Raw genomic sequence first — 25,433 nt, 5'->3', positions numbered from 1 at the left:
CGAGCAAGCCCGCACATTTGGAGCTACGTTGTTTCCGGAATCGCGCTCGGCTGGGCACCGCTTTCCCTCAGCCCCAAGGCCACCACCGCCCCCACCAACGCAACCCCCGCACTCCACCACAGCGCCAGCTCGATCCCCGCGACATTGGCCACCGACACCAACACCGCCAAGCCCAACGCCCCGCCAATCTGCTGGCTGGTGGAGGCCATCCCCGCCGCCACACCCTGCTCGCCCGGCCGGATGCCAAGGCCCGCCGCCACCCACATTGCGGTCCAAGTCATGCCCTGGCCAATGCTCAAGATGAAGATCCCCGGCAGCAACGACCAGAAGCCCACGCCCGTCGGCAAGGCCCAGCACAGCAGTGCGATGCCCACCGCGCCCGCCAGTTGCCCGCTGACCAAGGTGTTGCGCAGGCCAATCCTGGCCAATGAGCGCTCCGCCAGCCAGATGCCGAACGTGCATATCAGGGTCGCCGGCAAAAACGCCAGGCCCGCCTGCAACACGCTGTAGCCGTAGACCTGTTGGTAATACAGCGCGAGAAAATAGTACTGCACGCCAAAGCTGCTCATGAATACCGCTGTCAGCACCATGGCCATACGCAGCTCGCGGTAGGCAAACAGGCGCAACGGCATCAGCGGGTCGCGGCCGCGATGTTCGATCCAGGCGAACAGCCCCAGCAGCGTCGCGGCCACGGCGATACAGCCCAGGGTCGACGGCGCGGTCCAGCCCCACTCCGGGCCTTGCACCAGGGAGAACACCAGCAACGTGCCGCCCACGGTCACGGTCAACGCACCACTGATATCGAAATTGCGCCCACGCACCCGCTCACCATCGGCTGGGATCCAGTAACGTGCCGCCCACGCACAGCCGCCTGCCAGCGGTACGTTTACCAGGAACACCGCCTCCCAGCCCCACACCTGGGTCAACACGCCCCCCAGCAATGCGCCCAACGCCAGGCCCGCCGCGGATGCTGCGCTCCATACCGCAAACGCACGGTTTCGCTCAGGCCCCTCGGCGTAGTGGGTGTTGATCAATGCCAGGGTCGCCGGAAACAACAATGCCCCGCCCACGCCTTGCACCGCCCGCGCCAGCACCAGCAATACCGCGCTGCCACCGAGCACCGCCGCCAGGGACGCCAGCGCATACAGTGACTGCCCCACCCGGTACAAACGGCGCTTGCCCAGCAAGTCCGTGGCCCTGCCGCCCAGCAGCAAAAAGCCGCCAAAGGCCACGCTGTAGGCGCTCACCACCCACTGCAATTGCTGGGCAGAAAAATCCAGATGGCTGCCGATTTGCGGCAGGGCCACAAACACGATGGTGGCATCAAGGGCAATGATCAGTTGTGCAGTGGCCAGCAGCGCCAGCATCCAGCCTGAGGGTCGAGAGGGAGACATCACAGCGTCCTGTCCGAAAATGAAGTGCGGCCAGTGTCTTTTATGCGCACTAGATGATAAATAGCGCTATCACTCTTTCAGTAATGACTTTAATCATGGATCTGAACGCCGTTCGCCTGCTGGTCCGCGTCGCTGAAACCCGCAGTTTCACGCGCGCGGCCGGTGATCTGGGGCTGACCCAATCCGGCTTGTCCCGCGCCATTTCGCGCCTGGAGAGCGAATTGGGCGTGCGCCTGCTGCAACGCAACACGCGCAGCGTGAGCCTCACCCCCGATGGGCAGATGCTGTACGAGCGCAGCGCGCCGTTGTTGGCAGAACTGGCCGAAGCGGAAAAACTCATGCTCGACCGCCGCAGCACGCCGTCCGGCCTGTTGAAGATCAGCACGCCGTCGCTGTTCGGGCGCAAGGTGGTAATGCCGGTGATCGGCGAGCTGACGCTGCGCTATCCCGAGTTGCGCATCGAAGCAGTAATGACGGACCGCCTGGTGGATATCGTCGATGAAGGCTTCGACGCGTTGCTGCGCACCGGGGAGATCCAGGACCAGCGCCTGATCGCCCGCACGCTGACGCCGCTGCGGTGGGTCACCGTGGCTGCCCCGGCTTACCTGGCACGCTTGGGCACACCGCAGACCGTCGACGAATTGAAGGACCACCACTGCCTCACGGTGCGTAATTTACGCAGCGGGCGCATGGTGGACTGGCAGTTCATGCTTGATGGCAAGGTACGGGATGTCAGCGTTGAAGGGCGGTTGATCTTTGATATCGGCGATGCGTTGGTGGATGGCGCCGTGGGTGGTTTCGGCATCGCCCAAGTGATGGACTTTGCCGTACGTGACGACCTGGACGCCGGGCGCCTGGTGCCAGTACTGGAGGACTTCGCCGGGCGCAGTCGGGCGATCTCGTTGGTGTACCCGCCGTCGCGGCAGTACTCGCCGAAGCTGATGGCGTTTGCCGAAGCGCTGGCAAACGCCCGTTGGTAAGGCTTACAACTGACGCCCGGTAATCGGCTCACCAATGCTCAGGAAATTACCGCCCGCGATGTGGTGCAACGTCCGCAGAGGGTCCTGGCCTTCGAAGTGCCAATGGCCCTCGCTGAACACTCGTTCATCGGCATAGGCCGCGACCACTTCGCCCAGGAACAGGTCGTAGGTTTGCTGGTTGTGGGGCTCGGGCAGCAGGCGGCATTCCAGCCAGGCCACGCAGCCTTCCAGCAACGGTGCCTCGGTGTGTTCGCCGTTGAAGGTGTGCAGGCCGTAGGTGGCGAACTTGTCCGTTTCGGCGCCCGTGGTGCTGCCGACCGTTTGCACCAGGTCGGCCTGGGCCACACACGGTACCTGGAGCACGAAGGTGCCGCTGGCTTCCAGCAATTGGCGGGTCCAGGTGGCCTTGTCCAACACCACCGCGACTTTCGGCGGTTCGAAATCCAGTGGCATGGCCCAGGCGGCGGCCATGATATTGCGCCGGCCGTTGTGCGCTGCGCTCACCAGCACGGTCGGGCCGTGATTGAGCAAGCGGTAGGCCTTGGACAGCGGAACGGGGCGACGGTGGGTAGGGCTCATGGACAGTCGGCTCTTAAGACAAAAAACCTACGATACCTGAGCCCTGGGCTCAGCTCGACAGTTGGTTGGCGAACTGTCCTACAGCGCTCACAACTTTTTGCGCACCATCCTGAATCTCCACGATCACCGTGCCCGCCTCGGCCGCCAGGGCCAGGCCTTGCTCGGCTTGCAGGCGTCCGTCGGTCATCAGGGCCACGGCATCGCGGGCCATGTCCTGGTTCTGGCGAACCACGCCGACGATCTCCTCGGTGGCCTTGCTGGTGCGCGACGCCAATTGGCGCACCTCATCGGCCACCACCGCAAAGCCACGACCCTGCTCGCCGGCACGCGCCGCCTCAATGGCCGCGTTGAGGGCCAGCAGGTTGGTTTGCTCGGCAATCCCGCTGATAGTCTTGACGATGCTGCCGATCACCTGGGATTGGGCGTTCAGCGCCTCGATGCCCTCGCCCGCTTGCTGCATGTGAGTGGCCAGGTCGCGCATCACGTCCACCGCCTGGGTCACAACCGTGGTGCCGCGCTGGGCACTGCTGTCGGTTTGCAGCGAGGTGCTGTAGGCAATGTTGGCGGCCTCGGCGACGGCTTGTTCCTGGTTGACCTGGTCGGTGATCACCGTGGCGAACTTGACCACTTTGTACAGGCGGTCGGTGGCGTCCATGACTGGGTTGTAAGTAGCCTCCAGCCACACCACGCGGCCATGACTGTCCACGCGCTTGAAGCGCGCCGCCACGTACTCACCGTTGTTCAAGCGCTGCCAGAAATGCTGATACTCGGCGCTGGTGTGCTCCTGCGGCTCGCAGAACATGCGGTGATGCTTGCCCTGGATCTGCGCCAGGCTGTAACCCATGCCAGCCAGGAACCGGTCGTTCGCAGTAAGCACATGGCCACCCAGGTCGAACTCGATCACCGCCGTGGAGCGCACCAGGGCGGTAATCAGGTTTTCGTGCTCGCGAGATGCCTCGATGGTGCGGGTGAGGTCGCTGGAATAAATCGAAAAATGCTTGATGCGCCCGTCCGCCCCCCGCACCGGCTGCACGATTGAGCGCAGCCATGCTTCCTGGCCGTTACCGCGCAACAGGCGCACGGTCCCCGCGAAATGCTCACCGCGTACCAGCGCATTCTTGAAGCGCAACTGGAACTCATCCTTGCGCGCATGCACCGGTACCAGGTCTTCGATAGGACGCCCCTGCAACTGGCTGCCCTGATAGGCCAACTCCTGCAAAAAATTGCTATTGGCCCATTCAACACGGCCTTCGGCATCCAGCGTCAGACACAACATTTCGCTTTCCAGGCTCTCCTTAACCTGTTGCAAGCTGGACAATTCTTCGCGAAGAGCCGACAGCTCCTGCTTCAAACGGGTGTTGAACATTGGGCACCGATGGTCAATTGGAGAGAGATCTGACCTGCATCGGCGCTTCGGGCGTTTTCTGAAGGCTGTTGGGCCTATATTTTCGGGTTCATGAACCCTCGCACCAAAACGGCACAACAGCGCTCTGGAACGGTGTTATCCGGTATGCTTTTGGAACAGGAAACAAAAAGAAACAATTTCCCTAACCTGTTCGATAAGGAGTCCCGTCTTGGAGTTATCGACTGCCGCGTGGATGGTTCACGACACCCGTCTCATGTTCTGTGTGCTAATGGCCATTGCCAGCATTATCGTGTTGATCAGCGCGACCAAACTACCGCCTTTCCTGTCGATCCTGATCGGCACCTTTATCGCCGGTGTGGGCGCCGGGTTGCCACCTGAAGAAGTGGCCAAGGCCTTCAGTAAAGGCGCCGGGGCAATTCTGGGTGAAGCCGGGATCATCATTGCCCTGGGGTCGATGCTGGGTGCGCTGATGGCCGAGTCCGGCGCGGCCGACCGCATTGCCACCACGCTGCTCGGGCTGGGCAAAGGCAAGTCATTGCCTTGGGTGATGGCGCTGGTGGCGATGGTGATTGGCTTGCCGTTGTTCTTCGAAGTGGGCCTGGTGATGATGGTGCCGATCATCTTTGTGATGGCCAAGCGCTCGAACCAGCCCTTGCTGAAAATCGCCATCCCGGCACTGGCCGGCATGACCACCCTGCACGCCCTGATGCCACCGCATCCGGGGCCGCTGATTGCGGTCGGGGCGTTGCATGCCGACCTGGGCTTGACCATGTTGCTGGGCTTTTGCCTGGCGGTACCTGCGGTGATCCTGGCGGGGCCGCTCTACGGCAATTGGCTGTCCAAACGCTTGCACGTAGATGAGCCCGCCGATATCGGCGCACTGTTCAGTGCTCCGCCCAAGGCCCCGCGCCAGCCGGGTTTTGCGGTGTCGCTACTGATTATTCTGTTGCCGGTGATTTTGATGCTCGGCAGCACCTTGGCCAAAGTCGCACTGCCCGCCGAAAGCACCCTGGGCCTGACCTTGAAATTCCTCGGTGAACCGCTGATCGCCCTGGGCCTGGCGGTGATCGCCGCCGTGATCTGCCTGGGCTGGGCCGCGGGCATGCCGCGTGCGGAAGTCGGCAACACCTTGCGCAAAGCCCTCGCCCCCATCGCCGTGCTACTGCTGACCATCGGTGCCGGCGGCGGCCTCAAGCAAACCCTGCTGGACGCGGGCGTCAGCCAAACCATCAGCAAGGTCGCCGAAGGCGCCCACATGCCGTACCTGCTGCTGGCGTGGTTGATTGCCGTAGCCCTGCGCCAGGCCACCGGCTCGGCCACCGTCGCCACCACCACTACGGCCGGTATCCTCGCCCCAATGATGGCGGGGCTGGCCGCAACCCAAAGCTCACTGGTAGCCCTGGCGATTGGCGCAGGCTCGGTGTTCTTCTGCCACGTCAACGACGCCGGGTTCTGGATGGTGCGTGAGTACTTTGGCTTGCAATTGAAGCAGACGATTTGGGTGTGGTCGGTGTTGCAGACCATTGTTTCGGTGGTGGGGTTGATCGGTACGTTGGTGCTCTGGCACTTCCTGACCTGAAAATGCTGTATCGAGGGGAGGTGATCTTCCCCTCAACGACTTCATTGATGCAAAACAAAGCGAGCATCAAGTTTGCCGAGCAGCTCAAATGTATTCATGTACGGCACACCAAAGAGCGAACACACGTTGGGAATCGTGAATTTGCGTTTGATGTCGGGGTTATAGACCTCATGGGTGACAACCACGGCGCCTGTCGTCATCGCCTTGGCAATCAACCAGGGATCAGCCCCCTCAAGAAACTCTTCGAACGCTCCAGCCTTCATGACAGACGCCTGCTGCGCAATCGTCGCGACAACATGCCCAAAGGCAGCCTGTGTTGGCTCATCGCTTGCGTCTTCAAAAAGCTGCGTGTTTCCTTTTACCCACTGCGTCAGATCATCATTGCCTCTGGCCAGTTCATCACGGACCTGCACGATACTGGCAATCTCCAGCGCCTGATGCTGTTGAAGAATCCATGCCCAATAGCCAGGGCAAATTGTCATCCCGTAATACCGGTTCTTGGCCTCGATCAGCGTATTCGAATCCAGTAGGTGCTTCATGCCGATAGCTTCATCCCATAAGCCCTCAACTTGGCGGGCTGCACACCCAGCAACTTCCCGGCGTCCCGCAGCAAAATCCTGCCACTTTGCGCCTGCGCAAGAACGGCCTTGCTCAACCGGGTGCTGTTTCTGACGGCGGCCGTGCGGTAGTAGTCCCCTCCGGTACCGCCTTTATCTCGATACGCCTGCAAAACCTGACGGTAATAAGCGCCGTACTGATCATCACTGATATAGCCAAGATCACGGGCACGACGAGCAATCACTAGCGCACTGACGTGAAAGAGTGCGGCCAAGGGTGCAAGGTTTTCTTCCCAGTAAACATCCGAAACCCAGTTCGATCGAAAAACGCGTTCCGGCGCCAGAAACTCTCCCGCCACTGCATTGCAAAAAGCTTCTTCCTTGCGGGGATTTTGATTGCCGCCATCAGAGATACCCGTGCGGCCGATCCAGATATGCGCCAGCTCATGTATCAACGTAAAAAGCCGTGCCGATGGCGCATCCGCACTGTTGATGAAAACCACGGGCGCCATAGCGTTGCTAATCGCAAACCCTCGAAATTCGCTGACATCTAGTTTGCGATGGGTATTCCCCAAAGCAACGCCACTGCGCATCACAAGAATTCCGGCATCTTCCGCACCCATGACCAATGCCCTCACATAGTCCTCATAGCCCATGCGTGCATAAGCATCCGTCACGCCGAGGACACGACGGATATCTGCAACAACATCGTTGATGGGCGAATGGCTATTGAAACTTGCGACGAAGGGCAGCGGGGAGCTCTCGTGACTCTGCAAGTGTTCCAGGTACCAGTCCTGCTTGCGGAGCACGTCTCTGATGGTGTCCATTAAGTTCAGGCTGGGTTTTTCGGGCATCACGCCACTGACTGTACGCAGGTCTGGAAGCGGAAGTTGATCCTGGGGTGGCGTCTTGAGAAAGAGGAAACCGAAAGGGACATGCACAGTGGCCGCCCACCTTTGCGCTTGGGTAAAGGTAGGCAGGCTCTCACCGCCTTCCCACTGCACGACCCTTTCCAATTTGACCGTCATGCCCTTGGCAACTTGCGCCTCAGTCAACCCAGCCCGCTGGCGAGACCAGGACAGGATTGCAGGGTTGATAAAGGCGGTCTGGGTCATGGATAAAAAATCGCTAGTCAGAAGTGGACGTGACTATAGGAGTGGCTACCCGGCTCGTCAATTGATGGCCCCTAGGCCCCATTTGTAACTGTATCCAACGCATTGCGCTTGCCAAACAGCGCCACACACCCCACCCCCACCGCCCCCATCACCACGCAGTACCCCACGCAAATCCACGGACTCGTCGGCATCAGCGCAATCAACAGCAGCGGCGTAGTACTCGCCCACAACGCATAGGCAATGTTGTAGGTAAAGGAAATACCCGACACCCTGACCTGCGCCGGAAACAACCCGACCATCACCGACGGCACCGCGCCCACCACCCCACAACTCAAGCCCGCTACCGCATAGGCCGCGCCCAACCAGAGGCCGCCGCTGATCAGGCTGGCGTACAACACCGCCACCCCCACCGGCAACAACAGGCTGTAGACCAGCACCGCGCGCCAGGCGCCGATGCGGTCCACCAGCAGCCCGGCGAGGACGCAGCCGATGTTCAGGAACACGATACCCAACGCGCTCAAGGCGAAGGTGTGGCTGGGGGTCATGCCGAAGGTTTTCTGCATCATGGTCGGGGTGATGACCACCAGGACTACCACGGCGGACGTCAGCACGCAGGTGAGGATCATCGCCGGCAGCAACACAGCGCGGTGGTCACGCAGCACGGTCCGCAGGGGCAGTTCGGCGGCAGCCTGGCGACGGGCCTGCATGTCGAGGAACACCGGGGTTTCGCTGAGCCAGCGGCGCAGCCAAACGCCGATCACGCCGAACACACCGCCCAGCAGGAAGGGGAAGCGCCAGGCGTAGTCGAGGATTTCGGCGGGGGTGAAGACTTGCGCCAGCAGTGTGGCAGTGAGGGCGCCCAGCAGGTAGCCGAAGGTCAGCCCGGCTTGTAGGAACCCCAGAGCGTAACCCCGATGATTCGTCGGCGCGTGTTCGGCGACGAAGGTCCAGGCGCTGGGCACCTCACCGCCCACCGCCGCGCCTTGAAGTACGCGCAGTACCAACAGGATCAGCGGTGCGAAATAACCGATTTGCGCGTAGGTCGGCATGACCCCGATCAGCAGGCAAGGCAAGGCCATCATCAAGATGCTCAAGCTGAACACCCGCTTGCGCCCCAGGTGATCGGCAAAGTGCGCCATCAGGATGCCGCCTAGCGGGCGGGCCAGGTAGCCGGTGACGAAAATGCCAAAGCTTTGTAGCAGGCGCAGCCACTCGGGCATTTCCGGGGGGAAAAACAGTTGGCTGAGGGTCAGCGCAAAAAACACGAAGATGATGAAGTCGTAGATTTCCAGGGCGCCGCCCAAGGCGGCCAGGCCCAGGGTTTTGTAGTCGGAGCGGGAAAAGCGCTGCGCCTGTGGAGAAAAGGTGGCAGTCATGGTGAGGCTCGGCAGAGAAACAAAATGGCGTGCAGGTTATGAGGTGGGCCGGATGATGGCAATCGCGACAGATATATTTGTTTTCCTCATGGATCGATGAAGATAACTGCATTCCCATATCAATGGGGGTAGCGGAACATGCCGAAAAATTGCCCGCACCCTAATAATTACAAGAGGAAAGACTCGTGGCCGATGCTATCGAAGAAAGCCGCTATGCCCGTTTCGCCCTGCGCTGCTCCAACTTCGCCGAGCGCTGGTTCCCCGACTCGTGGGTGTTTGCCGCCCTCGCCGTGATCATCGTCGCCGTGGCGACCCTGGGCATGGGCGCGGCGCCGACCGAGGCCGCCAAGGCGTTCGGCGATGGGTTCTGGAGCCTGATCCCGTTCACCATGCAGATGGCCTTCGTGGTGATCGGTGGGTATGTGGTGGCCAGTTCACCACCGGCGGTGAAACTGATCGACCGCCTGGCGCGCATCCCTAAAAACGGCCGCTCGGCGGTGGCCTGGGTTGCCTTGATATCCATGGTTGCCTCTTTGCTGAACTGGGGGTTGTCGCTGGTGTTCGGCGGTTTGCTGGTGCGGGCGTTGGCCCGTCGTACGGATTTGCGCATGGATTACCGCGCGGCCGGCGCGGCGGCCTACCTGGGTTTGGGCGCGGTGTGGGCGCTGGGGCTGTCATCGTCGGCGGCGCAGTTGCAGGCCAACCCGGCGAGCTTGCCGCCGTCGATCCTGTCAATCACCGGGGTGATTCCGTTCACCGACACCATCTTTTTGTGGCAATCGGGCGTGCTGTTGCTGGCGCTGATCGTGGTGTCGCTGATCATCGCCTATGCCACCGCACCCGGCCCGAACAGTGCGCGTGACGCCAAGGCCTGCGGCGTTGACCCGGCGTTCAATTTGCCCAAGATTCAAGCGCCGACTCGCCCAGGTGAGTGGCTGGAACACAGCCCGTTGCTGACCATCTTGCTGGCCCTGCTGGCGGCCGGTTGGCTGTTCCACGAGTTTTCCACCAAGCCTGCGATCAGCGCCATTTCGGGGCTGAACACCTATAACTTCCTGTTCATCATGGTCGGTGCGCTGCTGCACTGGCGCCCGCGCAGCTTCCTGGATGCGGTGGCCCGTGCGGTGCCAACCACCACCGGCGTGCTGATCCAGTTCCCGCTGTATGGCTCGATTGCTGCGCTGATGACCGTGGTCAAGGGCGGCGACGGCCAGACCCTGGCGCACCATATCTCCACCTTCTTTACCTCCATCGCCTCCCACGACACCTACGCCCTGTTGATGGGCGTGTACTCGGCGGTGCTGGGCTTCTTTATCCCGTCGGGCGGCGGCAAGTGGATCATCGAAGCGCCTTACGTGATGCAAGTGGCCAACGACCTGCAATACCACCTGGGCTGGGCGGTGCAAATCTATAACGCAGCCGAGGCGCTGCCGAACCTGATCAACCCGTTCTACATGCTGCCGTTGCTGGGGGTGTTGGGGTTGAAGGCGCGGGATTTGATCGGGTTTTCCTTTGTGCAGTTGCTGGTGCACACGCCGCTGGTGTTGTTCCTGTTGTGGGCGTTGGGGACGACGTTGAAGTATTTGCCGCCGGTGATGCCTTAATTCCGTCACATTGCATTGCTACCGTCCTGCGAAATATCTTGCAACATCTCGCCAGCAAGGACCTTCCGCAATGAGTGATGAGCACGAAGACCGCCCTTCCCCCGATTCCACAGCCCAAACGCCGGTAGACACCAGCCGCCGGCGCTTCCTGGGGGGCGCGGCGGTGCTGGGGGTGGGCGCGACGTTAAGTGCCTGCGGCAATACCAACCAAGCGCCGGACAAGCCTGTGGCACGGCCGCTCACGCCACAGGAGTTGGACAAAGCTCTGCACGACCAGGTGAAAACCGTGGTGGTGATCTATGCCGAGAACCGCAGCTTCAACAACCTGTTCGCGAACTTCCCCGGCGTGGAGAAACCGCTGTCGGCACTCAGCCCAGCCGACGCCCAGCAACGCGACCGCGACGGCAGCCTGCTGACCACCCTGCCCCCGGCGTGGGGCGGCGTGCTGCAAGTTGGCCCGCAAAGCGTCGACGGCGTGACCTACCCCAGTGAGGTGCAGTTCCAGCAAAACCTGCCCAACGCGCCGTTCGCCCTCAAGGGCCCGAACGCCGAAGACCTGCCGCTGAGCCTGGTCACCCGCGACTTGTGGCATGTGTTCTACCAGAACCAGATGCAGATCAACGGTGGCAAGAATGACCAGTTCGTCGCCTGGGCCGATTCCGGCGGCCTGGTGATGGGCTATTACGCCCAGAGCCGTTACGCCCTGCGTCTGTGGGACGTGGCCAAGGAGTTTGTACTCTGCGATAACTTCTTCCAAGGGGCCTTTGGCGGTTCGTTCCTCAACCACCAGTACCTGATCAGCGCCACCGCTCCAATTTATCCAAACGCCGCACAATCGGTGGCCAAGGCGCAGATCGCCACCCTGCAAAGTGACGACCCCACCGACCCGCGCCTCAAGCCGCTGGAAAAATCCCCAGCCAGCGCCATGACCGGCGCACCGCAATTCGGCCCCAGCGCCCTGACCCCGGACGGTTTCGCCGTAAACACCCTGGCCCCGCCCTACTGGCCCACCTGGATCCGCGACCCGGAAAACCCGGACTACTCAAAACCTGACCTGCCCAACGTGCTGGTGCCCCAAACCCACGAGCATATCGGCGACAAGCTGTCGAAAAAGAACGTCGACTGGGCCTGGTATGCCGGTGCCTGGCAGGCCACGCTGGACCAGTTCAAGGACTCGGGCGGTATCCCCAAGATCCCGAACTTCCAGTATCACCACCAGCCGTTCAACTATTTCAAGCAGCAGGGCCCCCAGAACCGCGCCGAGCGGGATAAACGCTTGCGCGACGGCGGTTTGGGGGATGAGTCCAGCACCAACAGGTTTTTTGCCGATGCCCAGGCCGGCAAGCTGCCCGCCGTGAGTTTCTACAAACCCCAGGGCAACCTGAACATGCATGCCGGTTACGCGGATGTCGCCTCGGGCGACCGCCATATCGCCCGCGCCTTGAAGGTGCTGCAAGAGAGCCCGCAGTGGAAAAACATGGTGGTGGTGGTGACTGTCGATGAAAACGGCGGTTGGTGGGACCATGTGGCGCCGCCCAAGGGCGACCGCTGGGGCCCTGGCACGCGGATTCCGGCACTGGTGGTGTCACCTTTTGCGCGCAAGGGCACGATGGACCATACGGTGTATGACACCGCGTCGATCTTGCGGTTGATTACCCGTGTATTCCAACTGGAGACACTGGACGGCCTCAAGCAACGCGACGACGCCATGATCGCCCGCGGCCAGAAACCCATGGGCGACTTGAGCAACGCCTTGCAGTTCGACGTGTAGGTTTTCTTATCCATTAGCGACACGCCTGGCGATTTTGCACGCGATTTCACTCGTCAGCCGCTACTGTGTGGAGGTGGGCTTTCACCCCGCGCAGACGGGCTTTCGCTGACAAGGAATCACACATGTTTAAACCGACCAGGCTGTCCTTCACCCTGGCCGCACTGATGGCCAGTGCGGTCGTACAGGCCGACATCGAGGTACCGCTGGGGAGCACGCAACGTGTCACCCAGCTGTTCGCGTTCCCCAATAACTGCAATGTGATCTGCTTTCGGCCATGGACGCTTGAGCAGACCGCCGAGCATTACCTGGCCCAGAGCCTGCAGCGTGACGGCTACAGTCGCGCCAAAGTCAGTGTGAAGATCCACGACGGGCAGGTGGCGGCAACGTTTACCGGCGTTCCCGACCGCTACGGCCAGCCCTTGACCACGCTGCTCAATACCGCCGACCTGGCCTACCAAGGTGCCAGTAAACTTAACAGCGACGGCAAGTGGGCCTACAACTGGTACCTGTTCCTGCCACTGGGCATGGCCCTGGAAAACCGCAAGAGCATCGAACTGCTGCACTTCCCGCCGGACTATTCGCTGACCCAGGCCCAGGACTACCTGGAATCGGCCACCACCGACCGCTGGGCCAGCCTGCTCACCGACAATGGCGTCCCGGCCACTGAAACCCCGGCCTACCAGACCATCATCGATATCGCGCCCATCGCCGCGCCGTCCAATGCCGGCAAAGACCTGGAAAGCGTCTACGGCTACTTCACCGACTATCAGACCCGCATGGTCAAGGAACTGAGCCTGCTGCCCAACGGCTCGTTGCCGATGGTAGCGTTCGGTTCGCCGGTGCGCAGTTGGATCAAGCAGCAATACGGGCAGAGCGTAGGTGTACTGGGCCTGGCGCAGATCAGTCCGGAGGCGGGCAAAACCGTCTCGGTACTGGGGGCCAACCACCCAAGCTACATCTGGTATGCCGCCGACCCCGCAACCTATGACGGCAATGAACAGCAAGCCGATGAGGCCGGCTTGAAGGTGATGGGCCAGGACTTGAGCGCCGCCTGCTGGCAGGCCGGCATGGGGCAAAAGCCCGCGAGCGATCCGAATGTGTTGCTCAAGGCCTGCATGAATACCTGGCAGGTCACGCGCAAGGAACAGACCTGCGAACTGTTCTACACCTCAGTGCGCAACCTGCCAATTGAAAAGGCCAACGCCAAATGCGCCACGCCCGCCATCAAGGCACAGTTGAAACAGCTGAAAAATGAAGTGCCAGTGCCAGCAGTAGCGGTTCCGGTGCCGTGACTGAGAAGGCTTATCCACAAAAGAACATCTATTTCTACTGTCAACTTTGACAGTAGAAATCGGATCCAACATCAGCAAGTCTTGAGCCGCGTCCATTCGCTGCAAGACTGGTAGTCAGGTTCCACCCGCAGGTCGATGCAGCCGAGCCCAGGAGAGTTATGAAAACTCAAGCCATGGATAAGGCTAAAACCGTCACGCCTGCCTGCCTGTACCCGTTCAAGTCCCTGACGGTTGAACAGGGCTACCCCTCGACCCGGCACTTTCAGGTATCGGATAACGGCGTCAAGGCGCGTGTCCCGTTTGACAGTCGCGTGCGTATTGCCAGGGTCTCCGGTTGGGCCGTGGGCGAACGACGCCTGCACACCTTGCAGTTATCGTCGCGTATCCACCTGTACGACTGCTGGTTCTGCGGCCTGCTGAAGCACTCGTGCAACCCGAACGTTTTTTTTGACTCAACGTACCTGGAACTGTGGACCTTGCGACCCATTGCTCCCGGCGACCCCTTGACCATGGATTACGCCAGCACCGAGGAGGTGCTGGCGCGCCAATTCCCCTGCACCTGTAGCGAGTTACGCTGCCGGCGCTGGATCACCGGCAGCCAGGAACCGCTGAATGCCGAAGGCCAGGCGTTCATGGCCCAATACCTTGAGCGGTGATCGCCTCAGGCTTCGCCCAGCGGGCGCAGGCGATATTGCGGTGGCAACTGCTCAAAACCACTGATGGTGGTGTTCAAGCTCTTCCAGCGGCCGTCCTTGATGCCATAGATGCAACCATGGATCGACAGGCTCTGCCCGCGGTGCCAGGCGTTTTGCACAATGCTGGTGTGACCGACGTTGGCCACTTGCTGGATCACGTTCAGTTCGCACATGCGGTCGACACGTTCTTCTTCGGTCGGCAACTGGGCCAGCACGTCACGGTTTTCGTAGTACAGGTCACGGATAGTGCGCAGCCAGCCGTCGATCAGGCCAAACTGGCGGTCTTGCATCGAGGCACGCACGCCGCCGCAGCCATAGTGGCCAGTAACCAGGATGTGTTTGACCTTGAGCACATCCACTGCGTACTGGATTACCGACAAGCAGTTGAGGTCGGTGTGCAGCACCACGTTGGCGACGTTGCGGTGTACAAACAGATCACCGGGCAGCATGCCCACGATCTCGTTGGCCGGGACACGGGCATCGGAGCAGCCGATCCACAGGTACTCGGGGGTTTGCTGGCGGGCGAGCTTGGCGAAGAATTCGGGATCTTCCTGTTTGATCGCATCCGCCCAGCGTTCGTTGTTATCAAGCAGGTCTTGTAGTTCGTTCATCAGGGAAAGCCTCAGGAATGATGCGCAGGTTTGTGACTGACATCCCTTCGTCCGGGTCACGCCAAGCGCAAATTAGCTTGAATCTTTGGGGCGCGAAGCCTGTCCACACACTATAAGCCCCACAGTATGAGGATTGGCCATGACTGAATCACGACGTCCCTACGGTGCTACACAACCCGAACCGATCGATGACAACGAAGACCGCATGGGTTCGATGCGCGAGCTGGATTTTGATAAAGACACACCGACGGCGCAGAGCGGCGATGAATTGACCCCGCAAACGCTGACGCCTGAAAGCGGGGCGCGGGATGCGCTGGAGGAAGGGGATGATGATCCGGCGGATTATGATCTGAGCATCGTTGATGAGAATGAGATTGGCGGCGGCAATGGGTTGGATGAGGCTGAATTGGCTGACATTGACCCAGTAGACGCAAACCGCTGAGACGACGCCATCTAAAATGTGGGAGCGGGCCTGCTCGCTCCCACATGGGATCATCGCTTAGTCGACCAGCGTGCAGGCCATGACGACTGCATCTTCGCGGCCACCCACCGCGGGGTAGTAGTCCCGACGACGGCCAATCTCGTTGAAACCGTAGCGTTCATACAAACGAAACGCCCCGGTATTGCTGTCACGCACTTCCAGGAAACACTCCCGCGCACTGGCGGCATACGCCCGGGACATCAGATGCTCCAGCAGTGCCAAGCCCAGCCCACGCCCCTGGTTTTCCGGCTTGACGGTGATGTTCAGCAAATGAGCCTCATCGAGGATGATCTGCACCACCCCGTGCCCCACCTGCTGCTCACCTTCAAACATCAACCAGATCTGATACTTGCCCAGCCCGTCGAGAAAAATCCCACGGGTCCAGGGATGGCTGAACGCCGCGTATTCGATTTTCAGCACGGCGTCGAGGTCAGCCTCGGTCATCGGGCGGAAGGATAAAGCCTCACTCATCGGTTGTTTTCCAGCGCGCCATCAGCCGGCGCATGGCTTGCCAGACATCAGCCTTACGCTGTGGCTCTTCCATTAATAATTCCAGGCCCGGCAGGGCCCATACCGAACCCAGGCCTTCGACCTGCAGCTCGCGGTACCAGGCTTCGGCATTGGCCTCACCGGCAAAACGCACGGCGGGCAGGCCGATCAGCCACAGGCATACGCAGGGTTCGTCTTCCAGGCGCGCAGACACAAAACCTTGCACAAAATCCCGTGCAGCCTCCGGGCCCTGGTCCATGTTGCCGCGCACCAGCAACGGCCAGCGCACCGGGTCACCGACGATCTGCGGGCTGTCGGGCAGGCCGGCGGCGCGCAGCATGTCCTTGAGTAACAGGTAGGCCGGGTCGCGGCTCTGGAAGCGTTCGCCGGTGGGCAACTCCACCAGCAGCAGGCAGCGGCCGGCGCGCAGCAGTTGCAGGGCAAAGCGCGGCGGCGCAACGACCGGGGCCTTGACCACCGCAGCCGCTGCTTCGGCCACCACAGCCGCCTTGGCCACCGGCGACGGGCGCGGCACTTCGATCTTGGCCCGTTCTACCACCGGGCGCACGGGCGTTTCGGTCTTGACCACCGCTACCGGTGCAGCCGCCTCTTCGCCGGAAGACTCGAATGCCTCGTAGGGTTCAAGCGCTTCGAGCAACTCAGGCCGCGACGGCGCGGCAAACGGCAGTTCGGTGCGGGGCAGCCAGTTGACCACCTGCATGGCGGTCAAGTAAGCGCGACGTCGGGACTCGATAAGCACAGCTCGGCCACTTGTGGATAACTAAAGAGCGGGGATTCTACCGCTGTTCGGTAACAATCGCCCACTGCGCACTGACCGGCTGTGGATAAATCCCGTGCCTGATGCAGTACAATCGCGACTTTTCGTCGCCAACCAACCGGCCATTCCCATGATCGAACCCAAGCGCGTCCTACGCGCCCTCGCCGAACACTGGGCCTTACTTGAGCCTTTGTGCGAACACTTCGACCAAGGCACCTTGAGCCTTGGCGAGCTGCGCGCACAACTGGCCGCCCAACAACTGGACAGCACGCCACAGGACATCACCAGCCTGTTGGACGTGTGGATTCGCCTGGATATCCTGGTGCCTGTCGCCAAGAGCCCGAACCGTTTCGAGCTCAACGCGCAGATCCACGATTTCCTGGCCTATCTTCGCAAGGAGCACCGGCTTGGCCTGTGCCTGGAAATCGAAGCCTACCTGCGCCACCTTGAGCGCCTGGCCGGCTACATCCAAGACGCCTTCGACATCCGTGATGGCCACGACCTGGCCCGCCAACTGCGCCTGCTGGATATGCGCGTGCGGGATGTGCTGAAAAAACTCGCCAACGACGAACAAGCCCTCGCCGCCGTGGCCGACCGTGCCAAGACCAGCGACCGCCAGATCCCGTTGCGCCAGCGTTATGCAGAAGTACTGGCAACCTGGGACGAATACGTCGAACCGATGATCCAACTGGTGAACGCCGACGGCGCCTTCGAACAAGGCGTGCGCAAGGTTGAAAACGTACTGTTGCGCCTGCTCACCGAGCAACAACGCCTCGGCCACCTGGTGGACGACGACATGCTGCTGCGCACCCACGCGCGCATTCTCGAAATGCAGACCAGCGCCCAGTTGACCTTGCGCCATGCGCGGGAGCTGCTGCTGCCGCTGCGCGAAGAAGCACGTCGCCACAATGCCGTGACCCGTGGCGCGGCGCTGGCCTTGTCGGCAATTCGCCGCAAAGGCCTGGACGCGGTACCGCAAGCGGCCATGCCGATGTTTACCCGCCCGCAAAGCACCTTCCTGGGCAGTGCCAGCCAGGTGGAAGCCTATGTGTACGCCCTGGCGAATTTCGAGCCGAAACCGGCGCGCTTCCCCAAGGCCCACAAATCCCACAAGGGCGAAGCCCAACGTGCACCGCGCACGGTCAAGGAAATGCTCGAACGCTGCGAAGACGCGCTGCCGATGCCCGACCTGATGACCTGGCTGCTGGAGCAGGAACCGAACGGCGCCACCGACGAATTGCTGTACTGGTTCTCGCGCCTCTCGCGCGAAAAACGCTTCAAGCGCGAACGCCTGGAACGTCGCGATTACCACACACACGAGCACCAGGTCAGCCTGCGCTCCTTCGCCCTGCTCCCGGCCTCTTCTGATGTGGCCGAGCAATCTGCGAGTACACCTCATGCATCTTGATCTATCCGAACTGTCCCAGCTGGCGCCGATCTTTCGCGAGCTGTTCAAGGGTTATCACGTCAGCCGTCGCGACCCGGAGCTGTACGCCCAACTGTCGAACTTCCAGGACCAGTACCGCACGCTGTTCAAGGCCCTGGGTTTTGAGCTGGTATGCGACACACGGGGCTTCTACTACTTCGTGCCGGACACCGCCGTGGCCGCCGCGCAAGTGAACAAGACTGCCCAGCGCCTGGCGTTGTTCACCTTCATCATCGTCGAGCACTTGGCCGACCAGGGCCGCGACCCGATTGCCGTGCTCGACGGCGGTAGCCTGGGCCGTGATGAATTGCCGTCGTTGCTGGAAAAATACCGCGACCTGTTTATCCAGGCCGAAGTGCAGACCCAGGAAGAACTCGAAGAGAAAATCATGCGCCGCATGACCCAACTGGGTTTTGCCAGCGAAGATAACGGCGTTTATCGCTTCCTGCCGCCGATGCATCGCTTCCTCGATGTGTGCCTGTCGGTACAGCAAGACCGCGACCTCGCCGCCAGCGTACACAGCGTGTTGCCACTGCCGGCCCCGGTGATCATCGACGAGGACAGCGATGAGAAACTGCTGAAAACCGATGACCCGCTGGACCTGAGCGACTTTGCTGACGAAAGCGAAGAAGACGCCCTGGCCCGCGCCATTGCCGAAGAACAGGAGACCGACGCATGAGCAAGGAACGCTACGGCATCCGCCGCTTTGCCCTATTGAACACCGCCGGCTACAGCCTGGGTTTGTTCCCGCTGGAAGAACCGCTGTCGGTGTATGGCGCAAACAACCTGGGTAAATCCGCGTCGATCAACGCCTTGCAGTTCCCGATTTTGGCGCGCATGTCGGACATGAGTTTCGGCAAGTACACCCTGGAACAATCGCGGCGCTTCTACTTTGCCACCGACACCAGCTACATCCTGGTGGAGGTCTCCCTGCCCCACGGCCCCCACGTAATCGGTGTGGTCGGCCGCGGTCCGGGCGGTGGTTTCGGCCACCAGTTCTTTGCCTACGCCGGCAAGCTGGACCTGGCCCACTACCAGAAGAACGACACCTGCCTGCGCCAGAAAGAGCTGTTCACCAACCTTGAGCGCGAGGGCCTGAAAGCCTACGAACTCAAGCCGGACGAACTACGCCGTCTGCTGGTGGGCGGCCACACGTCGATCCCGCTGGACCTGACGTTGATCCCGTTGCGCTCTACCAGCGAGCAGAGCCTCAAGACCTTCCGCGCGCTGTTTATCAACCTGCTGCACATGCGCGAAATTACCGCCGCCAAGCTCAAGCAGTTGTTCCTGGATGCGTTCGAACACAGCCTGCGTTCCGGCAGCGTGGATTACATCGCGGCGTGCGAAGAAGCCTTCCGCGATGTACGACGCATGGAGCAGGACTACAACTCGCTGGTCGCCGCAGGGCCACTGGTCGAAGCACTGGCCAATGGCGTTCGCGTACGTGATGTATTGCGCGGCAAGTTGCATCGTTTGTCGCCGTTGCTCGACTCGTTGTTGGGCACCTGGTCGGACTACGCCAGTGCGCGCAAGGAAGAGCTGACCATCCAGGCCGAGCACTACCGCAACGAGCAGGATGCATTGCAGAACGACCAGCGCGGCGGCACCCAGGAGCTGATGCGCCTGGAACGCGAGATCAGTGGCATCCAGCGTTGGTTGGGCGAGTTGTCGGTGCTCAAGCATCGCTTTGCGCTGGTGGATGACGTGAAGGTGCTGGAGCAGCAATTGCTGGCGGCCAAGGATGCCCACGATGAACTGGCGGGCGCTTTGGCGCAGTCACGGCAGTTCAGCGCCGAGGACCTGGACGAACGCCTGCGGGATCTGGAAAAGCGCTTGAAGTCGGTCAAGCAGCAACTCGACCATGCGGACAACAACAGCTACGCCAAACTGCGAGAAGAATTCTCACAGCAGGATGTAGAGCGTCTGATGCGCCTGTTCAACAGTTCGCTGTTCAGCCTGCCGCTGGGCGAGCATGGCATCACCCTGGATGAGGAAGGCCAGTGGGTTAAATCCCTGGAGCAGATTCTCGATGGCTTCAAGGGCGAGCGCTTTGAAGTACCGGGGCTGTCCATCGACATCTCCCACATCGAACCGCCGGCATTGCAGGCCCTGGCGGATCGCGCCGCGTTGCGCGACCAGAAAGAGCGTCTGGAAAAAGAACTCAAGCAGCTCAAGACCCAGCAAGCAGTCGCCTCTGACCGCGCGGCGAGCAAGACCCAGACCGAAGCGCTGTACCAGCAGGTGCTGGATGCGCAGAAGGCGTTGGAAGACTTCCGCCGTGCGCAGACCCTGAGCGCCGAAGAAGGCGAGAAGCTGGAAAACCTGGCGCAGATGGAAGCGGCCCAGGACGAGTTGAAGCGTTCCAGCGATGCGTTTACCGAACGCGTCCAGCAACTGTCCGCCAAGCTGCAACTGGTGGGCCGCCAGATTGGCGATATGGAAGCCAAGCAACGCACTCTGGATGACGCACTGCGCCGTCGCCAGTTGCTGCCGGCGGACTTGCCGTTCGGCACGCCGTTCATGGACCCGGTCGACGACTCCATGGACAACCTGCTGCCGCTGCTCAACGACTATCAGGACAGCTGGCAAGGCTTGCTGCGCGCCGATGGCCAGATCGAAGCGCTGTACGCCCAAGTGCGCCTCAAGGGCGTGGCCAAATTCGACAGTGAGGATGACGTGGAGCGTCGTCTGCAACTGCTGATCAACGCGTATGCGCACCGCACCGACGAAGCGCTGACCTTGGGCAAGGCGCGCCGCGCGGCAGTTACCGATATCGCACGGACCCTGCGTAACATCCGCAGCGACTACGACAGCCTTGAGCATCAACTGGCGCTGTTCAACCGCGAGATCAACAAGCGCCAGGTGTCCAACCTGCAGAGCTTCCGCATCGTGCTGGCGCCGAACAAGGAAGCCCTCAAGCATATCGACCAGATCATCCACAGTGCCGGTCAGTATGAAGAAGGCGAAACCCTGTCGGTGTTCGACCTGAGCCAGAGCGCCGAGCAAGACAACAAGAACGAAGAGGCCAAGGAATACCTGGCCCGCCTTGTGGCCGCCAACCATAACCAGTTGGGCCTCAAGGATCTGTTCGAACTGGCGTTCGAGATCACCAAGGTACATGGCCAACCGGTGATCCACACCGACATCGACGGCGCCGCGTCCAACGGCACCACCATGACCATCAAGGCGCTGACCAACATGTACTTGTTGCTGCACTTGATGGACCGCGACCAGGCCGGGCGTGTGCGTTTGCCGTACTACCTCGACGAGGCGGCGGATATCGATGAGAAGAACCAGGCGGCGTTGCTGGAAACCAGTTTGCAGTTGGGTTTTGTGCCGATTTTGGCCAGTGTGAAGCCGCAGGTGTCGGCCCAGGTGGCGATCGACCTGGAAGGCGGCAGCGGGCCGAACGGGATCTATATCGATGAGGCGGATTGGAAGTACATCCGTCGTCATGATGTGGTTAAGGCGACGGTGAATGAGGCGGAGTTGGATGAGGTCTGATTTGTTTCGCTGAAATACGAAAGGCCCCTGGATGAGAATCCAGGGGCCTTTTTGTTGTTTGTCCTGGCCTCTTCGCGAGCAAGCCCGCTCCCACATTTGACCGAGTACATCCTTTGGAAAGCGGTCGAGTGTGGGAGCGGGCTTGCTCGCGAAGGCCGCGCTTCGGTCTACTTACCGAGCGGAATCTTCGGCGCCCAGGTCAGCCATTCCTCTTCAAACTTGTCGAATAGCGGGAACGTCTGCTGCGGCCGCGCCGCATTGCCCATGCGCTCGCCGTCTGGCGTGGCGAAAGCGATGCCACCGGCGACCAGGGTTTCCAGGGATTCGGTGCGTACCGTCGCGCCTTTAAACAGACCGAAGTCCAATCCAAAACCGCTGGTGTTCCAGAAGCGGCTGCCACCGCGAACCAGCGGAGCATATTTAGGCTCGATCAGGATGTGGATAAGTACACGGTCGGCGGTCTGGCCCAACTCGTAACCCGTGACTTTACCGACGGTGACTTCACGGTACGTGACTGGAACACCTTCCTTCAACGAACCACGACGTGCGGCACTGAGCGTCAGGCTCAAACCCTCTTCCCGGTGTACCGCCTCTGGAGGCTGGTCCAGCGCAACGAAGTTCTTTTGCGGTCCGGCATTTTTTGCCGCGGGTTGCACTTCGATGTACTGGCCGGTGACCAGGGTTTCCAGGTTCGACGTTTTCATCAGGCCCAACTCCGGCTTGACCACCCAGAACTGGCTGCCAACCCGCGCAATACGGTCTGCCACTTGGGTAATGCGCGCACTGAGCAGCACCGATTGCATGTCGGCACTCAGGTCCACACTTTCGATCTTGCCCACGTCCAGGCCCTTGAAGCGTACTGGCGTGCCAGGGCGCATGCCATCGGCACGGTCGACCTTGATGGTCACCAGGGTGCCATGTTGGTTGGCAGCTTCGCGGTCGGTGAACAAACGGAAACGTGGGATGCGTTTTTTCAGCGGTACGTTCGGCTCAGGGGTTTCGAAGGCAATACCGCCGGCCATCAGGCTGGCCAGAGATTCACTTTTCACCTGAATGCCGCCAGTAAGGCCACCCGTCAACGTGACACCGCTGGCATTCCAGAACCGCGTGGAGCCATTGACCAGGTTTTCGTATTCCTTCTCGATATGGACGCCGATCACCAGTTGCTTGTTCTTGCGCGAGAACTGGTAACTCTGCACCGAGCCGACCTTGACCTGTTTGTAGAGGATCGGGCTACCGACATCCAGGGAGCCCAGGTTGTCGGTGAACAACACCATATGCAGGCCAGGGGAACGCAGGTCCAGCGGTGGCGCTTTGGCACGGGCGACGAATTCGCGCTGGGGGGCGCTGCCTTTGTCGCCGGGGCGGATGGCGATGTAATTGCCTTTAACCAGGGCTTCCAGGCCGGTGATGCCCGCCAGGGAGATAGACGGCTTCACTACCCAGAACTGGGTGTCTTGCACCAAGTAATCTTCAGCGAGCGGGTCGAGGGTCAGTTCGGCATTGGCGCTGGACAGGTCCGGGTCGATCTTGAGGGTTTTGAGGCTACCGACCTGGATGCCTTTGTACATGACCGGGGTACGCCCGGCTTGCAGGCCTTCGAAGTCAGTGAGCTTGACCTTGACCTTGATACCGGCCGCGGCGGCGTCGAAATCCTCATATAAGCGGAACGGTAGGCTCGGATCAGTCGGTGGGCTGTCCTTGCGGTTCTCCGGCGTGGCGAAGGCGATGCCGCCGGCGACGATGCTGGAGAGGGATTCGCTGCGCACCTTCACACCCGAGAGGTTAGCGTCGATGCTGATGCCGCTGGCGTTCCAGAAACGCGTGTGTTTGCGCACCAGGTTGGCATAAGTCGGCTCGATATAGACCTTGATCTCTACAGTGCTCTGGTCTTCGGAGAGCAGGTAGCTTTTAACCTGGCCGACCTGGATCTGCTTGTAGAACACTGGGCTGCCGCGATTGAGAGAACCCAGGCGGTCAGCCTTGATGGTCAGGTGCAGGCCGGGCTTGGCATCGGACAAAGGCGGCTCTTCGGAGAGCGCCTTGAATTTGCGCGTGGGCTCACCGTCGCCTGGGCTGGCGGCGATGTAGTTGCCCGATACCAGGGTTTCCAGGCCGGTGATGCCCGCCAGGCTTACGCTGGGCTTGACCAGCCAAAAGCGCGTATTGGTCTTGAGGTATTGATCGACGTCCTTGTTCATCTCGATGGTGGCGATCACCCCGCGATTACTACCCTCGTCATCCAGAGCTAAGGCCTTGACCTTGCCCACAGGCATGCCCTTGTAGACGACTTCGGTCTTATTGACCTGGATACCTTCGCCACTTTCAAAGCGGACCTGGATCTCGATGCCTTGCTGGGTATAGGCACGCCACCCCAGCCAGCCGCCGATGATCAGGGCAATCAGGGGTAATACCCAAATGGCAGACCAGTTTGAGGCCGGGCGGGTTTTAGCTTTTGGCAAATCACTCATGGTCGTCGTCCGACTCCGTGTTATCCCAAATCAGTCGGGGATCAAAAGTTACTGCGGCAAGCATCGTCAAGATCACCACACTGGCGAACGCCGCAGCGCCGAGATTGGCCTCGACACTGGCAAGCCGCCCAAAGTTTACAACCGCCACCAGGATGGCGATCACGAAGATATCCAGCATGGACCAGCGGCCAATGAATTCGATAAAGCGGTACATCACAATGCGTTGTTGCGCGGAGAGCGGTTGGTGACGCTGCACCGAAAACAGTAGCAGACCTATGCCCACCAGTTTGAACGTCGGCACCAGGATGCTGGCGATGAACACGACTGCCGCAATGGGGTACATGCCGTGCTGCACGAGCTGGATCACGCCGGCCATGATAGTGCTCGGGTCACCCTGACCGAGAGAGTTGATGGTCATGATAGGTAACAGGTTGGCGGGGATATATAAAATGGCCGCCGTGATCAGCAATGCCCAGGTGCGAGTGAGGCTGTTGGGGCGGCGGGCATGAATCAAGGCACCACAACGGGTACAGATTTGCTCATCGCTCTGCGGGTCTTGTTTGTTCAATTCATGGCATTCGGTACAAATCAGAATGCCCGCATCAATCGCCCGCATGATCGTCCTCCCCAGACAGTGCTTGCCAGATCTGGTGGGGCGACATCACCACCTCAAGTAATACCTGGACCATTAATAGGCTGATGAAACAGACCAAGCCCAACCCAATCGTGATGGAGGCCATGTCGGCGAGTTTCACGATCGCTACCAGGACGCCCATCAGGTAGACCTCCAGCATTCCCCAGTCTTTCATATGGTGGTAGATGCGGTAGAGCAACAGTCCATAGCTGCGGCCAATCTTCCAACGAATGCTGAGGAGTACGGCCAGTTGGCAAAGTAACTTGAGCAACGGGATCCCCATACTGCAGAGGAATACTACGGCAGCCACGCCTTGCATACCGGTGTCGAACAGGCCGACAACGCCACTCCACACGGTATCTTCAGAGGACTGCCCAAGTAGATTGAGCTGCATGATCGGCAAAAAGTTCGCTGGTATGTACAGAAGTAGCGCGGCTATTACCAGCGCGAGACTCCGCTCAACGACATTGTGGCGGTGAGCGTACAGCTCATAACCGCAACGCGGGCATTGGGCCTTTTCGCCAAGGGCGAGCGCAGGCTTGCGCATCAGCAAATCGCACTCATGGCATGCCACCAGGTCGTCCAGTGGTAAATCCGATACCTCAAGGGCATCAACCGGATCGGGCATAAGTAGGGCTCGGACTCTAAAAAGGTTAGGTGCCTATTCTAGTGGTCTGGTTCAGAAATAACTGAGCAAATTTTTGCGTGCTTGGTCCGCTTTTCTCGCGTCC

General features: G+C 60.6%; 21 protein-coding genes and 2 pseudogenes. 10 read left to right on the top strand and 13 right to left on the bottom strand.

Annotation, left to right across the window (positions count from 1 at the left end):
- Positions 1-23: 23 nt before the first annotated feature.
- A complete protein-coding gene (locus tag DYL59_RS20335) occupies positions 24-1,367 on the bottom strand; it encodes an MFS transporter (protein ID WP_135290824.1) in 1,344 nt (447 codons plus the stop codon).
- A 122-nt stretch (positions 1,368-1,489) separates the two neighbouring features.
- Here DYL59_RS20335 and DYL59_RS20330 point away from each other — a divergent pair, with 122 nt between their 5' ends.
- Positions 1,490-2,374, top strand: a complete 885-nt coding sequence (locus DYL59_RS20330) for a LysR family transcriptional regulator (protein WP_135290763.1) — start codon at positions 1,490-1,492, stop codon at positions 2,372-2,374.
- Positions 2,375-2,377: 3 nt separating this feature from the next.
- Here DYL59_RS20330 and DYL59_RS20325 read toward each other — a convergent pair whose 3' ends face one another.
- The 3 genes and pseudogenes from DYL59_RS20325 to DYL59_RS32120 form a co-directional block, all read right to left on the bottom strand.
- A complete protein-coding gene (locus DYL59_RS20325; protein WP_135290762.1) occupies positions 2,378-2,953 on the bottom strand; it encodes a flavin reductase family protein in 576 nt (191 codons plus the stop codon).
- Positions 2,954-3,002: 49 nt separating this feature from the next.
- Positions 3,003-3,434 (bottom strand): annotated as a pseudogene (locus DYL59_RS32125) (methyl-accepting chemotaxis protein); the annotation flags it as partial.
- A gap of 108 nt (positions 3,435-3,542) precedes the next feature.
- Positions 3,543-4,229 (bottom strand): annotated as a pseudogene (locus DYL59_RS32120) (PAS domain-containing protein); the annotation flags it as partial.
- A 298-nt stretch (positions 4,230-4,527) separates the two neighbouring features.
- On the opposite strand from DYL59_RS32120, the gene DYL59_RS20315 reads away from it, so the two are divergent.
- Positions 4,528-5,898, top strand: coding sequence for a GntT/GntP/DsdX family permease (locus DYL59_RS20315; protein WP_135290760.1), 1,371 nt, complete (start codon positions 4,528-4,530; stop codon positions 5,896-5,898).
- A 41-nt stretch (positions 5,899-5,939) separates the two neighbouring features.
- Here DYL59_RS20315 and DYL59_RS20310 read toward each other — a convergent pair whose 3' ends face one another.
- The 3 genes from DYL59_RS20310 to DYL59_RS20300 all read right to left on the bottom strand — a co-directional run bounded on the left by DYL59_RS20310 (position 5,940) and on the right by DYL59_RS20300 (position 8,946).
- Complete coding sequence (locus tag DYL59_RS20310; protein WP_135290759.1) at positions 5,940-6,437, bottom strand: DUF4411 family protein; 498 nt, start codon at positions 6,435-6,437, stop codon at positions 5,940-5,942.
- A complete protein-coding gene (locus DYL59_RS20305; RefSeq protein WP_135290758.1) occupies positions 6,434-7,570 on the bottom strand; it encodes an XRE family transcriptional regulator in 1,137 nt (378 codons plus the stop codon). The genes DYL59_RS20310 and DYL59_RS20305 overlap by 4 nt, the downstream gene beginning before the upstream one ends.
- A 71-nt stretch (positions 7,571-7,641) precedes the next feature.
- Positions 7,642-8,946: an MFS transporter gene (locus DYL59_RS20300; protein WP_135290757.1), complete on the bottom strand. Its 1,305-nt coding sequence runs from the start codon at positions 8,944-8,946 to the stop codon at positions 7,642-7,644.
- Between the two features lie 185 nt (positions 8,947-9,131).
- Here DYL59_RS20300 and DYL59_RS20295 point away from each other — a divergent pair, with 185 nt between their 5' ends.
- The 4 genes from DYL59_RS20295 (at position 9,132) to DYL59_RS20280 (ending at position 14,269) form a co-directional block, all read left to right on the top strand.
- Positions 9,132-10,550, top strand: a complete 1,419-nt coding sequence (locus DYL59_RS20295) for a short-chain fatty acid transporter (RefSeq protein ID WP_122514145.1) — start codon at positions 9,132-9,134, stop codon at positions 10,548-10,550.
- 70 nt (positions 10,551-10,620) lie between these two features.
- Positions 10,621-12,321, top strand: coding sequence for an acid phosphatase (locus DYL59_RS20290; RefSeq protein ID WP_135290756.1), 1,701 nt, complete (start codon positions 10,621-10,623; stop codon positions 12,319-12,321).
- A gap of 122 nt (positions 12,322-12,443) precedes the next feature.
- Positions 12,444-13,613, top strand: a complete 1,170-nt coding sequence (locus DYL59_RS20285; protein ID WP_135290755.1) for a hypothetical protein — start codon at positions 12,444-12,446, stop codon at positions 13,611-13,613.
- A 158-nt stretch (positions 13,614-13,771) separates the two neighbouring features.
- Positions 13,772-14,269, top strand: a complete 498-nt coding sequence (locus DYL59_RS20280) for an SET domain-containing protein (RefSeq protein WP_135290754.1) — start codon at positions 13,772-13,774, stop codon at positions 14,267-14,269.
- A gap of 5 nt (positions 14,270-14,274) precedes the next feature.
- Here the strand turns inward: DYL59_RS20280 and can are convergent, their stop codons facing one another.
- Entirely contained in the window at positions 14,275-14,919 is a 645-nt protein-coding gene (gene can / locus DYL59_RS20275; RefSeq protein WP_003188288.1) for a carbonate dehydratase, read from the bottom strand.
- Positions 14,920-15,058: 139 nt separating this feature from the next.
- Here can and DYL59_RS20270 point away from each other — a divergent pair, with 139 nt between their 5' ends.
- On the top strand, positions 15,059-15,361 hold the full coding sequence (locus DYL59_RS20270) for a serine kinase/phosphatase (RefSeq protein ID WP_135290753.1): 303 nt from the start codon (positions 15,059-15,061) through the stop codon (positions 15,359-15,361).
- 57 nt (positions 15,362-15,418) lie between these two features.
- Here the strand turns inward: DYL59_RS20270 and rimI are convergent, their stop codons facing one another.
- Entirely contained in the window at positions 15,419-15,871 is a 453-nt protein-coding gene (gene rimI, locus DYL59_RS20265) for a ribosomal protein S18-alanine N-acetyltransferase (protein ID WP_005784514.1), read from the bottom strand.
- Entirely contained in the window at positions 15,864-16,610 is a 747-nt protein-coding gene (locus DYL59_RS20260; protein WP_135290823.1) for an energy transducer TonB, read from the bottom strand. Before DYL59_RS20260 ends, rimI begins: the two co-directional genes overlap by 8 nt.
- Before the next feature lie 187 nt (positions 16,611-16,797).
- Here DYL59_RS20260 and mksB point away from each other — a divergent pair, with 187 nt between their 5' ends.
- From mksB to mksF, 3 genes are read left to right on the top strand one after another with little or no spacing between them, the layout of a single operon-like run.
- Complete coding sequence (gene mksB, locus DYL59_RS20255; protein WP_135290822.1) at positions 16,798-18,075, top strand: Mks condensin complex protein MksB; 1,278 nt, start codon at positions 16,798-16,800, stop codon at positions 18,073-18,075.
- A complete protein-coding gene (mksE, locus tag DYL59_RS20250) occupies positions 18,065-18,772 on the top strand; it encodes an Mks condensin complex protein MksE (RefSeq protein ID WP_135290752.1) in 708 nt (235 codons plus the stop codon). Before mksB ends, mksE begins: the two co-directional genes overlap by 11 nt.
- Positions 18,769-21,597, top strand: coding sequence for an Mks condensin complex protein MksF (mksF, locus tag DYL59_RS20245; protein WP_135290751.1), 2,829 nt, complete (start codon positions 18,769-18,771; stop codon positions 21,595-21,597). The genes mksE and mksF overlap by 4 nt, the downstream gene beginning before the upstream one ends.
- Before the next feature lie 167 nt (positions 21,598-21,764).
- Here the strand turns inward: mksF and DYL59_RS20240 are convergent, their stop codons facing one another.
- From DYL59_RS20240 to DYL59_RS20230, 3 genes are read right to left on the bottom strand one after another with little or no spacing between them, the layout of a single operon-like run.
- Entirely contained in the window at positions 21,765-24,068 is a 2,304-nt protein-coding gene (locus DYL59_RS20240) for a PqiB family protein (protein ID WP_135290750.1), read from the bottom strand.
- Positions 24,061-24,684, bottom strand: a complete 624-nt coding sequence (locus DYL59_RS20235) for a paraquat-inducible protein A (RefSeq protein ID WP_135290749.1) — start codon at positions 24,682-24,684, stop codon at positions 24,061-24,063. Before DYL59_RS20235 ends, DYL59_RS20240 begins: the two co-directional genes overlap by 8 nt.
- Complete coding sequence (locus DYL59_RS20230) at positions 24,671-25,330, bottom strand: paraquat-inducible protein A (protein WP_135290748.1); 660 nt, start codon at positions 25,328-25,330, stop codon at positions 24,671-24,673. Before DYL59_RS20230 ends, DYL59_RS20235 begins: the two co-directional genes overlap by 14 nt.
- Positions 25,331-25,433: the final 103 nt, after the last annotated feature.

The organism is Pseudomonas kairouanensis (assembly GCF_004682055.1).
In the GTDB taxonomy this organism is placed as follows: Bacteria; Pseudomonadota; Gammaproteobacteria; order Pseudomonadales; family Pseudomonadaceae; genus Aquipseudomonas; species Aquipseudomonas kairouanensis.
Note: the sequence above shows the minus strand (reverse complement) of the source record. Positions and strands in the feature narration are given on the sequence as shown.